Source organism: Acidicapsa borealis (assembly GCF_059115245.1).
The window spans coordinates 2,631,124-2,645,605 of the sequence record NZ_JCACNY010000001.1 but is presented as its reverse complement, the minus strand read 5'-3'; the positions used below and the strand labels follow the sequence as shown (position 1 = coordinate 2,645,605).

Genomic DNA, 14,482 nt, shown 5'->3' with positions numbered 1-14,482 from the left:
ACTGTCCATGTCATCCAGGAACTGGTCGCAACGATGAGTTTTGGTGAGAACCCGGCTCGCAGAGAGCCGGGTTCCGTTGCCATTAAGGAAGCTTAACGGCGCTGATTGCGGTGGATTTGGTTGGAGTTGACTGCGTGGTGCGAGGTTGATGGCTGCGGGTGATTTGTTTGTCGGCACCCTGCCCGTAGAGTTCTGGATGCTTGTAAAGGCCGCGATCCCGTGGAGCTTTGTCCAGCTCCACGACGAGCGGATGAGCCTTCGCATACGCGTCCTGGCGAACGCCGGTGACCTGCCAGGAGACCTTGGCGTTGGTGGCATCGCTGGCGATCTGGAATTTGCCGTCTTTGATCTCCTGGGAGATCCAGGCCTGAGCCTTGCGGCCTACGATGGTGAGCTGGTAGCGGAAATCACCATTGACGGATTCGAACCAGCTGGGAAGCTGTACGGTGGCGAGGCCGAATTCATTGGTGGTGACGTTGCCGGAGTAGATGTTGACCATCTCTGAGGATTCGATGGAGGCGTGAACGAGGTACTTGTTGGCTGGATCGGTGGGGTGATCGATCTGGAAGTTCTTTTGCTCGGCGTTGAGCGTGCCGTCAATGGTGACGTTTCCGTTGAAGAAGCCCGCCAGGCCGTTGTCATTGCTGTTGTTGGGATTGGTGCCGGCCTGAACGAAGATGCCGTCGCCGGCTGCGCCAGTGGTGGATCCGCCGCCGTAGAAGTCGCCGCCATCACCCGCATAGGTGCTGCTCGATCCGCCTGTAGCCTGGATACCATTTCCGCCGCCGTCGTAGCCTACGCCGCCGGTCGTGACTACGCCGTTGCCGCCGTTAAAGCCGCTGCTGGATCCGCCGGTAAACTCGCCGCCGACGCCGCCGATACCGTTGTTGCCTACATTGCCTCCGACGGCAAGAGCACCGATTCCTCCGACACTCGCCGTGCCGCCGCCGTAGAATTCGCCACCGTTGCCGGTTGCGCTGGCGCCCTTCACACCGGTGGTTGTACCGGCGGAGTAACCGTAGATGGCGGTGACGCCAGCGGTGCTGGAGTTGGTCTGGGCGTAGAGTCCGTAGCTATAGGCGCTGAAGCCGTCGACACCAGGGGCGGTTGTGCTGGAGCCATAGACTCCATAGCTGCTGTAGCTCTGTCCATCCACTCCTGAGGCCGATGTGCTGGTCCCGTAGACGCCCGCGTGCGTGGAAGAATCGCCCCAGACTCCGGCGATGCCGTTGAAGCTTGAGGTGTTTGCGCTTCCGGCGAGGCCGTAGACGCCGGCGGTGTGGAGGGTGTTGCCGAGGGTGGTGCCATAAAGACCTGAGCCCGTGGCGCTATAGCCGTTGACGCCGGAGGCGGAGTAGCTGGTGCCGTTAATGCCGTTTCCGCTGCTGCTTGTTCCAACTATACCGACGCCGGAATTGCTGGTGCCCTCTATGCCGTAGCTTGTGGTGCTGGCACCGTCTATCGCGATCGAGCCGGCGTTCGTGGCTGCGAACGTCTGTCCCGAGGCGAAGTGGATGGTGCCGTTGGGGTTGAAGTAGAAGCCGGTTTCAGACGGGGTGGTGTTATTGCCGAAGAGCAGATTGAGCGTTCCGGTTGGGCTGGTGGTGTTATTGCCGACCGGCTCAGCCTGCAGCGAGAAGATGGGTGTGACGGTCGCTTTGGAGGATGAGTTATAGGCGTTGGCGAGGAGGTAGATTGGCTGGGAATCTTTGCCTCCTGAGGATGTAGCGGCGGCGGTGTTTTCCATCTCCAGGGGGCCGCGTTGCAGGTGGGTGCCGGTAACGTCGAGTGCGGCTGCGGGAGAAGCGTTGTTGATGCCGACGTAGGTGCCGGATTGTTTCACGACGGAGTCCACAACGGTTGAGGTGGAGTTAAACATGGGCAGGTAGCCGGAGACTCCGCCGGTCGTGGTGACGCTGACAACGCCGTTCGGCGTGATGCCTTGCGGCGAGGCCTGGCTGGCTACCTGAACAGCCCCGGTTCCAGCCAGAGCGAAAGCCGAAGCAGGAAGTCCGCCGAGGGTGGTGGCGTCGGCTGCCTTGAGGGCATAGGGAACGCTGAGCAGCAGGACGCGGGGTTGGGGAGCGCGACCGGCAATCTGGACTTCGAGCCAGCGGGCTTCGCCGGAGGAAAAGAGGTCTTCGGGCAGGCCTTTGGTGAGGGTTGCTCCGAGTTTGGCGCTGTAGCGTTGCTGGGTATCGACGTTGACGATCTGGGATTCTGACCAGAGAGGTTCGCCGCCCTGCTCGTCTTTATAGATGAGGAAGGTCATGGTGGCTGGGCCGGTGAGCGCTTTGGCACCTGAGCTTTCGACGATTCCGGAAAAGGGGATGAGGGCCGGTACCGCTGTTGGGGCGGTGGCTGCCGCGGGGGTGCGGGCGGGAAGGATTTCGGGCGACTGGCCCATGAGCAATGCGGCCGGGCTTAGAAGCGAAGAAACTATCGCGACGCGATAGATGGCTTTGGTGGTGGTCTTGCAGATGCTTGCAAACATGTCGTTCTCCTGCCGAGGGATTTTGGTGATGCAGGGGGTTGCATCTGATCCAAACCTTAGCGGGACGGTGAATTTGAAGTCCTCAATGGGCTTCAGGGCTTCTCATTTGTTCTCACCGGGTCTTTTTGAGGGATTTTTATTGAAAGAAAGACCCGGTGAGGCTGGCGGCGCGCGGCCGCGTGGAGGCGGCTAAGTACTTTATTTGCCGACTGTAGGCTTTTTTACGAGCCTGGCTGTCGCTTGCAGGCGTTTGGCAACACGGACTTGTTCGGCCTGAAAGCGATCGGTGACGTCAACCAGCCTTTGTGACTCAAATCCTCGGCGTTTGGCTACGATGCGGTAGTCGAATGCGAGGGTGGACGTGCCGCCGCCTGATTCGTGGACCTCGAATCCGGTCGCTGTCATATTCGAAACGTAGAGGCCTCTGGAGTCGCCACGCGGGGTGAGGAAGACGTGATAGTCGGCATTGCCGCTGACAGTTTCGGCGAAGGTGGAGTCGATAGTTATTTTGGCTACCCCTTGCTGCAGGTCGCCGGAGCCGAAGTCTTCCATCCAATTTTCAGGGGATTGCATGGCGTAGGTTTCAACGGTTCGCGTGCCGCTGGCGGCGAGGGTTTTTACCTGGCCGGTACAGGTGAGATCCCCCTTGTCACCGATACCGCAGGTTCCGCTCTGGCCTACGGCCTCGAAGGTCTTGAACATCGGTTGGCTTCCGGGGTTCACCGGGGTTGTGTTGTTGCGGTTTACAGCGGAGATGGTGGGTTGATCTTCGCTGTTGTTTTCAAAGCTGGCCGCCGTTGAGACCACAGATGTTCCGTAGACGCCGTAGCTGTTCGTGCTGGCGCCAAAGACGCCAGTTTCGTCTGTGCTGCTCCCGTAGACCCCGACAAATTCGGCGGCATCACCTCGCACTCCGGCTATTCCTGAGAGCCCCGAGGGATTTCCAGCCACGCCAGTGACTCCGGCTGTATTCTCTGGGGGATCCAGGCTGATGTTTCCCGTGACGCCGCTGCTTTTCGTGCTTGTGCCTGTCACTCCTGGACCGTTGTAACTTACGCCATCCACCCCCGCGTATAGATAGCTGCTGCCGTAGATTCCTACATGGGAGTAGGAGTCGCCCCAGACGCCGGCTATTCCTGTGAAACCGGAGCGGGCAGTCGCTGTGCCCAGAACACCGGCGGTGTTGTTGGCTGATCCGGTAGTGAAGCCGCCCGCGCCTGTCCTTGCGCCTGCGCTGAAGGTTGGGCTGTCGGTCAGGGTAGGAATCACTCCTGGGTTGAGGCTGAGGGTGATCGCGCCGGTTGAACCGCCGCCGAGCAGGCCAGAGCCTGCGTTCACGCTGGTGATCGATCCCTGGCTCGGAAATGTTTGGCCGGGGGCGAACTTCAGGATGCCGCGGGAGTTGATAGAAAGGCCCGTTTCGGACGTGGTTGAGCCGGATCCATAGAGCAAATTCAGTGTGGCGTCGGGAGAGTTGGTGTTGTTGTCGACGGGTTCTACCTTGAGCGAGAAGATTTCATTCACTGCCGTCTTGGTACCGGAGTTATAGGTGCTGCCGATGAGGTCGATTGGCTGGGAGTCTTTGCCTGCAGCTGAGGTGGCTGGAGCGACGGGGTTGAGGGCGAATAAGCCTCGTGCGACAGTTGGGCCGTTGATGTCGAGCGTAGCGGCGGGGGTTTTGGTATTGATGCCAATGCCGGAGCCGGATTGGAAGATGGTGGAGTCGCCGATGGTGGCCGCTCCGGTGAAGACGGGCAGGTAACCGGCGGCGCCACCGGGGGTTGTTACGGAGTTAGCCACGCTAGACGAAGCCTGGGCCTGAGTGGCGAGTTGCGGCTCAGCCGACAATGGGGACCCGGCGAGGGCGAATGCTGAGACTGGCAATCCACCGAGCGTGGTGGCGTCCGCGGCCTTGAGGGCGTAGGGAACGCTGAGGAGCAGAACGCGCGGCTGAGGAGCCTGGCCGGCGATTTGGACTTCGAGCCAGCGGGCTTCGCCTGAAGAGAAGAGATCTTCGGGAAGACCTTTGGTGAGGGTCGCTCCGAGCTTGGCGGTGTAGTGCTGCAGGGCGTCGACGGCGATGATCTGGGATTCAGACCAGAGAGGTTCGCCACCCTGCTCTTCCTTGTAGATGAGGAAGGTCATGGTGGCTGGGCCGGTGAGAGCCTTGGCGCCTGAGTTTTCCACGGTTCCGGAGAACGGGATCAGGGCTGGGACAGCAGTTGGGGCGGTGGCCGCGGCCGGGGCGCGGAGGGTTTCCGGAGACTGGGCGAATGCGAACGCAGCTCGAGTAAGCAGCGACGTGACCATTACGAGATTGCGGATGACCTTGCCCGTGGACTTGCTGCTGCCTGAGGACATGTAAGACTCCTGCCGAGGGATTTTGGGATGCAGGGGGTTGCATCTGCTCCAAACCTTAGCGGGAGGGCGAAATTGAAGTCCTCAATGGGCTTCAGAGGTTCTCATTTGTTCTCAATGGGCGTCTTGGAGTTCCGCAAGTTCCTTCTTGGCTTGGAGCAGGAAAACGGCGTCTGGATCGGCATGAGCCCACAGGGTGAGGAAGTGCAGGTAAGCGTCGATAGCATCCTTCTTCTTGCCCTGTGCGGCAAGAGTGCGTGCCAGCCCGAGCCAGGACTGCGGATAGTCGGAAATGGAGGGATCGAGTTCGCGGTGGGCAAGCGCTTCGCGGAAGGTCTGTTCGGCGCGTACCGGCTGACCGGCAGCGAGGTAGGCATTGCCGAGGAACTTGTGGGAATCGAGAGCGCGGGCTTCGGTAGGGCGAGGCTTTTGGAGAATATCGATTGCCTCCTGCGGCTTGTGGTTGGCCATGGCTGCCGCTGCTTCAATGCGGGGGCCGTAGTAGACATTCCAAAGCGTGCTCTGGGGGTATTTCTCGTGGATGGAGTGCAAAGCAATTAGGGCCGCTTTGCTGTCCCCGGTTGCTGCCAGACCAGCAAGGTCTGTACTGCTTTCAAGATCTGGACGCCCGCTTTGGAACATGCGCATTCCGGCCGCGACGTCTCCGTCTTCAATGAGGTATAGGCCCTCTGTCCTGTTCAGTTCGTCAGCAAAATCGGAGAGGCCCTCGTGGCGGAAGATTTCTGTGGTTTGGGCCAGCAGGCGGCGAGCTTCCTTGAAGCGGCCTTCGCCAATGGCAACTTCGGCCTCTTCGTCGTGGAAGAACGGGGCGTCCGGATGAGCATTGCCCCAATCGAGTTGGGCTTTGAGAAGGACCGGGTCGTTCATCAGCACGGCTACATCAATATAGATATTCCGGACGCGGTCGCCGTCAAGGTGATTGGCGATAGCCGTCTCCAAAGTGGTTCGGGCTCCCTGAAAATCGCCCACATGGATTTGGCTGTAGGCGAGATTCACGTAGTTACCCTGATTGTAGGGGGCCAGGGCGAGGGTACGCCGGTTCGCTTCCACGGCACCTGCGAAGTGGCCGAGGTCGCGCTGCACGACGCCCAGCAGGTTCCAGGCCTGTGGCACCTGGGGATAGAGCAGCGTCCAATTGCGATTGTTCAGCTCGGCTTCGTTCAGGTCCAGACTGTTATACGCGTGGTAGAGCGCGGTAAAGGCGAAACGGGTGGACTCGCTGGCGGTGTTGCGCAAGGCATAGGCGTTTTCGATCACGGCGCGACCGTTGACCATGTCGCCATTGGAGACATAGTTGGCGGCCAGGTCGTAGTACGCAGTGGCAAAATTTGGGTCAGCGGCGATAGCCCGCTTGAGAAGGGTGATGGCTTCGGCCGGCTTGCCCACGCTGGTGAGCTGGTAGGCCTGGCTGAAGTCTTTGAGTGCCTCGAGGGAAACGGTATTGACGGCGAAGAGCGGCGTACTGAAGCGCTCGATGCTGCGGCGCGATTCTCCCAGCTTCTGGCGGAGGTTTTCGGCCAGTTTATCGATGCTGTGCGGAAGGTCTTCGGTGCTACTCGCTTCCCGCTTCGCTTCGGCTATCACGGAGCCATCAACGCAATTGGTGGCTTCCTCGGTGAGCAGAAAATGCTGTCCCAAGCGGGCGACGTTGCCGGAGAGAACGGCCTGGCTACCGGTGCGTTCGCAAACCTCTCTAGCCGTCGCAGGAGTGAGAGCCTCGGTAGGTTTGTGCGTCATCTGAACCAGCGTGGCGCGGACTGCCGAGCCGGAGACGACAGTGACGTAGGGGCTCTGGGCAAGATCGATGCGCAGGGCGTCGGTGAGGGCGCTGTCGAGGATCGTGTCGCCGGTGCTGCCGTCGAGTTTGGTGAGTACGACCTTGACTGGTTCACCGCCGGATTTGTCGAGCCAGTACTGCCAGCCAAACCAGCCTGCACTGGCCAGGACGGCAACAAGGGCGAGTCCCGAAACGACTTTGGCACGGCGGGTGAGATGCCACGAGATTCTTTCCTCTCGCTGGATGACAAGTTTTCTCTGAGTGGCCTCGATAGCTCTGGTCTGGGCGGACGAATCGGCTTCGTCACCGACGGATGGAACAGTGGCGGGCATAGCCGAGTTCACGCGGACAACCTCGGCCGCGAACTGATAGCCGCGACCAGCAAGCGTCTTGATCGGGCCATCGCCGCCGGAGCCCAGCACCTTTCTCAGCAGAAACACATTCTGGCTGAGATTCGATTCCTCGACGATCGTCTCCGGCCATACTGCTTCGAGCAATTCGGCCTTGGTAAGTGGACGACCAGGGTTCGAGGCCATATATGCCAGCAGGTCAAATGCCTTGCTGGGAACCGGCAACGTCGTCCCCTCACGCTGCAATTCGCGCAGACGCAGATTGAGGGTGAATTCGCCAAATTGCAGGTTTTCTGCTTCCTTGGACATGATCGCGTTTTACGCACTCCGGATTGCTATCTACAGCCTTAGTGGGCAGTGACACGGTTTTGTAACAGCGCCAGTTCCTGCTTGCCCTGCTTTAGGTACAAGGCATCCGAGTCGGCATGAGCCCAGAGGGCGAGGAAGTGCTGGTAGGCGTCGATGGCGTCTTTGGTCTTGCCCTGCGCGGCGAGAGCGCGGCCAAGGCCCAGCCATGAAAGCGGATAAGGAGCGAGAGTTGGATCGAATTGGTGGTGAGCGAGAACGGCACGGTACTCTTTTTCCGCCAGAAGCGGTTGACCGGCGGCCAGATAAGCATCCGCCCGCAGCTTTGGCATGTCGAGATCACGGTTGTCGAGAGATCGAGCGGCATCCAGAAGCGTCACCGCCTCCTGTGGCTTGTGGTTGGCCAACGCCACCAACGCCTCAATGTGTGGGCCGTAATACTGATTCCAAAGTGTTCCCTGAGGATATTTGAGGTGCATGGCGTGCAGATAAGCCAGGGCTGTTTTGCTGTCTCCTGCCTCAACCAGCCCTTCGAGTTCGTTGCCGTTTTCGGGATCGACCGGCGCACTACGGAACAGCCGCAGGCCGCCGTCCCTGTCACCGGATTCCATCAGGTTGATGCCGAACGCTTTGTTTGCAGTGTTGGCGAAATCGTTGAGACCCTCCCGCCGAAATGCTGCCGTCGTCTTCTCCATAAGGCGGCGGGCATCGGCGAATCGGCCCTCCCCGGCAGCGACATTTGCCAATTCGAATTGGACGAATGTCGCGTCCGGATGCGCATTCGCCCAGTCTTCTTGAGCTTTGAACATGCTGGCGTCGTTGAGCAGGCGGGCAATACCGACGTATTCATTACGAATGCGGTCGCCGTCTAGATGACGGGCGATGGCCAGGTCACAGGTCGCTTGCGCGCCTTTGAAATCGCCCATGCGGGCTTGATGGTAGGCAAGATTCGCATACATGCCCTGGTTTCCTGGGACAAGAGCCAGCACGTGTTTGCTGGATTCCGTCGCATCGGCAAAGTGCGCCAGATCGCGCTGCACGACGGATAGCAAATTCCAGGCCGTCGCCGAGTTGGGATACCGCTGAACCCAGTTCCGGTTATTGCGCTCCGCCTCGTAGAGATCTTCGGTACTGTATTGCGAGTAAAGCGCCATGATGGCGAACCGCACCGGTTCGGTGGCATTGTCGCGCATGGCGTAAGCCTTTTGCAGAACTGCCCTGCCATTGATGAAGTCACCATTCGAGATATACGCAGCTGCCAGGTCATAGTAGGCGGCAGCGAAGTTCGGGTCGGCGGCGATAGCCTGCTTCTGCATGGCGATGGCTTCGGCCCATTTGCCCTGGGCCGATAGTTGGCTGGCCTGGCTGTAATCCTTGAGCGCTTCGAGCGAAACGGTATTCATCGGGAAAAGCGGAGTACTGAAGCGGGCAATGCTGCGACGGGACTCCCCGAGCTTCTGGCGAAGGCTCTCGGCGAGTTTGTCGATGCTGCGGGGCAGGTCTTCCGCACTTTCGGCTTCGCGCTTGGATTGAGCAAGCACCGAGCCGTCCACGCAGCTTGTGGCCTCTTCTGTGACCAGAAAATGCTGACCTACCCGGGCAACGCTGCCGGCGAGTACAGCCTGGCTATTGGTGCGTTCGCAGACCTCACGCGCCGTGATGGGGGTCAGCGCCTCATCGGGTTTGTGGGTCATCTGGGTCAGCGTGGCGCGGACGGCGTAGGGGGACACCAGGGTCACGTAGGGACTCTGGGCCAGATCCATGCGCAACGCGTCGGTGAGGGAGCGGTCAAGAATGGCGTCGCCCGTGGTGCCGGAGAGATTGGTGAGCACTACCTTCACCGGATCTCCGCCTGACCGGTCAAGCCAGCGCTGCCAGAACAACCATCCACCCGCCGCAAGAGTACACATCACGATGACAGCAGCCGCTATCTTGGTGCGGCGCGTGAGACTCCAGGAAATGCGCTCTTCGAAATCGTGCTCGACGATCATGCGCGTCTGGGTGGCTTCTACGGTGATGGATTGCGTTGCGGCTTCAACGCCCGGTCGTGGAAGGCTATCGGGCGATGCCGGTTCAACTTCCGTGACTTCGGCCGCGAACTGGTACCCACGTCCGGCGAGCGTCTTGATTGGACCATCGCTGCCTGAGCCGAGCACCTTCCGGAGAAGGAAGACGTTCTGGCTGAGATTCGATTCTTCGACGGCCAGCTCCGGCCAGACCGCGTCGAGTAATTCGGACTTGGTCAGCGGACGACCTGGGTTTGAAGCCATGTAAACGAGCAGGTCAAAGGCTTTTCCCGAGACCGGGAGGAGTGTCTCGTTTCTGCGCAGCTCCCGCAGGCGCAGGTTGAGCGTAAATTCTCCGAATCGCAAGTTACTCATTTCCTTGAGCATAGAAGGCCTTGAGAACTCCTGAGAACGATTGAGACAGGTTGAAGACGGAAACTGGGCGGCTGTCGCAACTTAAATTTAGACCGCAGCACCGAACGTGCGCTCTGGAGGAAACATGCTCGTCCGACGACACCGGTTGAGGATCGAAATCGAACAGCAGACGCTCCGCATCGAGCAGATCTTCGGACCGACCGCAAGCGGCCCTCAACAGTCCCACCATACTTCAGCCGACGGCCTGGCTCCAATGGATTCTGTCGCAATGGGTTCGGAAGCAACGGATCTGGTCCCGCCGGCAGATACGTCCGCCCATGTTTCGCGCAATGAACGCAAAATTCTGCCGAAGGAAGACGCTCTGTGAGAATACGCCCGTTTGACTCAACGCCACCCCCCATTCCCTCCCCCGGAAGGTTCCAAATCATGGATATGCCGACTCGCTTGCTCATTCGCAAATATACGTTCGCTCTCCTGCTCCTGATAGCTGGAGTCTGTGGGCCTCTGAGGGCGTTCGCAGCAACCGCGACCGTCTCTGCCAAGCTCAACCCGGCAGCGCCGTACTACACCGACAATGTCAGCGCCACGGTCACCGTAAGCTCCGCCAGTGCACCTCAGCCGACAGGAACAATTTCCTGGTCGATCGACGGCACTCCTCAGGCGGCGGTGGCTGTTACCAGTGGAGCGGCGCGGCTCAATTTGAAGTTCTTCGCTCCTGGCGCGCACAGCCTGACCTATTCCTATGGCGGCGATGGCAATTATTCCGCGACAGCCTCGCAGACGGTTTCATTCACCGTGGCTGACCGCCCGTTTGCGGTGGTTGGCGGAGAGTCGCCTTTCCTGTTGAGAGGTTCGACGAACGTCTACCACTACACGGTTGCTCTGGATTCGAAGCAAAATCTGTATCTGCCAGACGCCCTCGCGAACACCATCACTAAGTCTGATCCAGCCCGAAACTTGACTGTTGTGCCCACAACTGGGCTAAACCGTCCGGATGGAATTGTGCTGGACGGAAACGACAACATCTTCGTCGCCGACTCGGGCAATGGACGAATCGTGGAAATCACCGCAGGAGGAACACAAAGCACAGTTCCAGTGACCGGTCTCATCGATCCGATCGGTCTGGCTTTCGATGCCGCGTACAAGACCCTGTACATCACCGATCAGGGAAACGGCAACGTGGTGATGTACAACGTTGCTTCCAAGACGCAGAAGTCGATCGCAACCAACCTCAGTCCCCTGTGCGGGATCGTGCCCGACGGCTCCGGAAACATCTATGTAGCTACCAGCGGAGGATTTACAGACCAGGGGGATGTCTATCGCATCGACTCAGCCGGCAATATCACTCAGCTTTATACAGGTGTGCCGGGTCCCAGCGGTCTGCTACTTCGCCAGGGCAACCTGTACATCGCTGCAGGAGGCGGGGTCTTCGAGCTCGATTCCAATGGGCATCTGAGCCAACTGAGCTATGAGCGGGCCGGGATTGAGGCAGTGAACGGCGAGATTGTTGCCAGCGGCATCGCCATGGACACGCGCGGCACGATCTATTACACGAACGCTGGGGCACTGGAAGCTCTCGTTCAAGGCCCCGATGCAAACGCCGGGATCAGCCCGATTGGGCTGACATCGAGTAACGGAGCCACAGAGTTCTTTGTGTATTACCAGGTCTCGTATCTGCAAACAGTGATGCCGGCGGTTGTGCCTCCAAACGCGCCGATCAGCATTATTGCGGCAGATTACACTGGCATGACCATTTCTCCCTTCAACAATGTACCCTTCCTCTGGGAAACGGAACTGGCTGTTACGCCGCAGGTGCCCGGGCCATTCTCGACCTATGTCACCGTTACCGACTCGAATGGAGTGCCGCATACGGCGCTGGTATACGGTGTTGGATTAGGGTCTGAACTCGCCCTTTCTCCCGGAGTGGTAACGCAGCAAAGCGTGGCTGTCGGTAGCATCGGCGGCGTGGCGCAGGATTCTAACCGCGTTGCGTATCTGTCGGACACGGCCAACAACAAGGTTTTTCAGCTTGCGGGGTCCTCTCCGGTAACCGTGCCCTTCACCGGCCTGAACCAACCAACGCAGGTCGCCGTGGACGGTGCAGGAACCGTGTATGTTCTCGACAGCGGTTCTTCACGCATCCTCCGCGTTGATACCACAGGGAAGCAAACTGTGGCGTTTGACCTGGCCAGCCAGACTGCTCTGACCTCCCTTCAAGCTTTCACCATCGACGGCGGCGGCAATCTGTACCTTGGAGGCAATTCCGCTACCGGTGGAGCGGGTATCTACTATTACGATTTGCTGGGTAATCAGGTGCTGGTAGCCGGCAACGTCGCGCTGCCGGCCGCTCTTACGGTTGACGGATACGGAGCCCTTTACAGTGTGGAATCCGCCAACGGCATCCTGCGTCGCTACGACCGCGGCGGAGATGCCACGGTCGTAGCGAGCGGTCTGACTGATCCGGTTTCAGTCGCGATCGATCCCAGTGGAACCGCGTATGTCGCGGGTGCGCCAGGCTCAGGCCTGACCATCGTGCATAGCGACGGCAGTACCGAACAATTCCCCTTGCCCGCATTGACGAACGCATCTGCAGTGGCAGTGGATGGCGGTGGCAACCTCACTGTGGCAGACAGTGCAGGCAAGCAGGTCTACAGCCTGGTGCGCGGACAGACTATCGCTCCGATTAACAACTACGACTTTGGCGACGTGACAGTCGGCACGACCAAAACGATCTCCAATACAGTCACCAATGTCGGCAATCTTCCCAGCCAGACCTTCACCGTTTATCCTCCCGAGCCGGATTTCTCCTGGGCCACGGTTGATAACGGATGCGTGTTTGGTGGATCCAGCATGAATCCATCTCTCGCTGCAGGCGCTTCGTGTGCTCTGAAGCTGGCATTTACGCCCACGGCGATCGGAAACCAAACCTCCGACAATTTTGGCGTCACCTTTTACTTCGATATGGACGCCACAGGCAATGGCGTTGCGGCGGCGGCAGCGCCTTCCATCTCGATCAGCCCGAGCAGCCTGTCGTTTCCGTTGACGGTGGCGGGCGGGATAAGTGCGCCGCTGACGCTGACGGTGACCAACAGCGGCGGGGCGACGGCTAATCTCAAGTCCGCTCAGCTGGGTGCGCCGCAACCTGGCGCTTTCGCGGTGACCGATGCCTGCGGGTTCACCCTGGCTCCCAAGAGCAGTTGCACGCTTTCGGTTGTCTTCGAACCGTACGCGCCGTCAACGACGTACACTTCGTCGGTTTCGGTGGCGAGCGACGATCCTAAGTCGCCGGCGATTACCACTGTCACCGGGACCAGTGCCCCGGCGCCCTCGCCGAGCGCGACCCTGACACCCGCGACGGTCCCATTTGGGCCGGTTGCCGTGGGTGCCAGCGCAGCGAAGACGCTCACGCTGACAAACACAGGGAACGTCGATCTCACCATTAACTACAACAGTGTCCCTGCCGCGCCATTCAGCCTTTCCGGTTCTACCTGCGGCAACAAGCTGTCCGTAGGGGCCACATGCACCTACACGCTGGTCTTCACTCCGACAACCGGAGCCTCAGCGACACAGCTTTTTTCGGTGACCGATTCCGCAGGCACACAACTGTCCACGCTGACCGGGACGGTGACTGCTCCAGCAACGCCGACGGCAACTTTGACACCCTCATCGTTCGCCTTCGGTTCCGTTACATCCGGCACCAGCGCAACGACGACACTCACACTGACTAACACTGGAACTGTCGATCTTTCGATCAGTTCACACAGCACACTGACAGCTCCCCTGAGTCTTTCTGCGACAACCTGCGGTAGCACGCTCGCGAAGGCAGCAACCTGCACCTACACCGTAGTCTTCAGCCCAACAAGTGATGCTTCTACTTCAGAGAGCTTTACCGTAACTGACTCCGCCGGAACACAGACCACAGCACTTACCGGGACGGGCACAGTTACAGTACCCACAGCTCCAGCCGCAACGCTTACGCCGTCCACGTTGAACTTCAGCTCCGTTCAAACCGGAACGAAAAGCGCCGTCCAAACAGCGACACTCACCAGCACCGGCACAGCGCCCTTGTCCATCACCGGCATCCAGATCACGGGTACCAACGCTGCTGTCTTCGCAAGCACAAACACATGTGGCACTACGCTTGCGGTTGGTTCGTCGTGCACCATCTCGGTCAGCTTCGATCCGACGGCTGCGGGCTCCGATACGGCAACGATCTCGGTTGCGGACAATGCATCCGGATCGCCGCAAACGGTAGCTCTTACCGGTACGGCAACGGCTCCCCCACCCGCGGCTGACTTCACCATTGCCGCAACGCCAACGAGCCAAACGGTCGCTGCGGGATCGAGCGCGGTCTACACAATCGCACTGGCTTCCAGTGGCAGCACCTTCACGCAACCCGTCACTCTCACCGCCAGCGGCCTTCCTACTGGCGCAACTGCTACCTTCACGCCTTCCTCAGCAACACCCGGGACCAGCGGAGCATCTTCGACCCTCACCATCCAAACCGCAACGCAGCAGACGGCGCTGGATGGCAGCAGGTCGCGATGGCCGCTCGGCATAGGGATGGTTAGTACTGCGCTCTTGATCCTGCCATTCAGACGGCGGAAGCGCTTCTCTTCCCTGCTCGCATGCCTGGGCTTGCTGCTCTTCAGCGTTGTCTCGCTGACTGCCTGCGGCGGAGGATTTGCGCTACCCAAGACGGCCACGTCCCCCACGACTTACACAGTGACGGTGACAGGCGCCGGCGGAACTCTTCAACACAGCACAACCGTGCAGATCACGGTGAGGTAACGTA

Annotated in this window: 6 protein-coding genes; 2 read left to right on the top strand and 4 right to left on the bottom strand. The window is 59.7% G+C overall.

The genetic code is table 11. From position 1 onward, the window contains the following. Positions 1-82: 82 nt before the first annotated feature. From AC5S27_RS10930 to AC5S27_RS10915, 4 genes are all read right to left on the bottom strand, one after another. On the bottom strand, positions 83-2,494 hold the full coding sequence (locus AC5S27_RS10930; RefSeq protein WP_493934600.1) for a DUF8740 domain-containing protein: 2,412 nt from the start codon (positions 2,492-2,494) through the stop codon (positions 83-85). Between the two features lie 198 nt (positions 2,495-2,692). Beyond that, positions 2,693-4,855, bottom strand: coding sequence for a DUF8740 domain-containing protein (locus tag AC5S27_RS10925; RefSeq protein ID WP_493934599.1), 2,163 nt, complete (start codon positions 4,853-4,855; stop codon positions 2,693-2,695). Positions 4,856-4,966: 111 nt separating this feature from the next. Next, positions 4,967-7,309 (bottom strand): tetratricopeptide repeat protein, encoded by a 2,343-nt coding sequence (locus AC5S27_RS10920; RefSeq protein ID WP_493934598.1) that lies wholly within the window; start codon positions 7,307-7,309, stop codon positions 4,967-4,969. Between the two features lie 38 nt (positions 7,310-7,347). After that, positions 7,348-9,678, bottom strand: coding sequence for a tetratricopeptide repeat protein (locus AC5S27_RS10915; protein WP_493934597.1), 2,331 nt, complete (start codon positions 9,676-9,678; stop codon positions 7,348-7,350). 133 nt (positions 9,679-9,811) lie between these two features. Between AC5S27_RS10915 and AC5S27_RS10910 the strand changes: the two genes are divergently transcribed. Further along, on the top strand, positions 9,812-10,054 hold the full coding sequence (locus AC5S27_RS10910; protein WP_493934596.1) for a hypothetical protein: 243 nt from the start codon (positions 9,812-9,814) through the stop codon (positions 10,052-10,054). Positions 10,055-10,113: 59 nt separating this feature from the next. Continuing rightward, a complete protein-coding gene (locus AC5S27_RS10905; protein ID WP_493934595.1) occupies positions 10,114-14,478 on the top strand; it encodes a choice-of-anchor D domain-containing protein in 4,365 nt (1,454 codons plus the stop codon). Positions 14,479-14,482 lie beyond the last annotated feature (4 nt).

What these genes read in the sequence shown, in the direction of transcription:
- AC5S27_RS10920 (WP_493934598.1), bottom strand. Translation starts at nt 7,309, where the DNA reads ATGTCCAAGGAAGCAGAAAACCTGCAATTTGGCGAATTCACCCTCAAT.
- AC5S27_RS10930 (WP_493934600.1), bottom strand. Translation starts at nt 2,494, where the DNA reads ATGTTTGCAAGCATCTGCAAGACCACCACCAAAGCCATCTATCGCGTC.
- AC5S27_RS10910 (WP_493934596.1), top strand. Translation starts at nt 9,812, where the DNA reads ATGCTCGTCCGACGACACCGGTTGAGGATCGAAATCGAACAGCAGACG.
- AC5S27_RS10925 (WP_493934599.1), bottom strand. Translation starts at nt 4,855, where the DNA reads ATGTCCTCAGGCAGCAGCAAGTCCACGGGCAAGGTCATCCGCAATCTC.
- AC5S27_RS10905 (WP_493934595.1), top strand. Translation starts at nt 10,114, where the DNA reads ATGGATATGCCGACTCGCTTGCTCATTCGCAAATATACGTTCGCTCTC.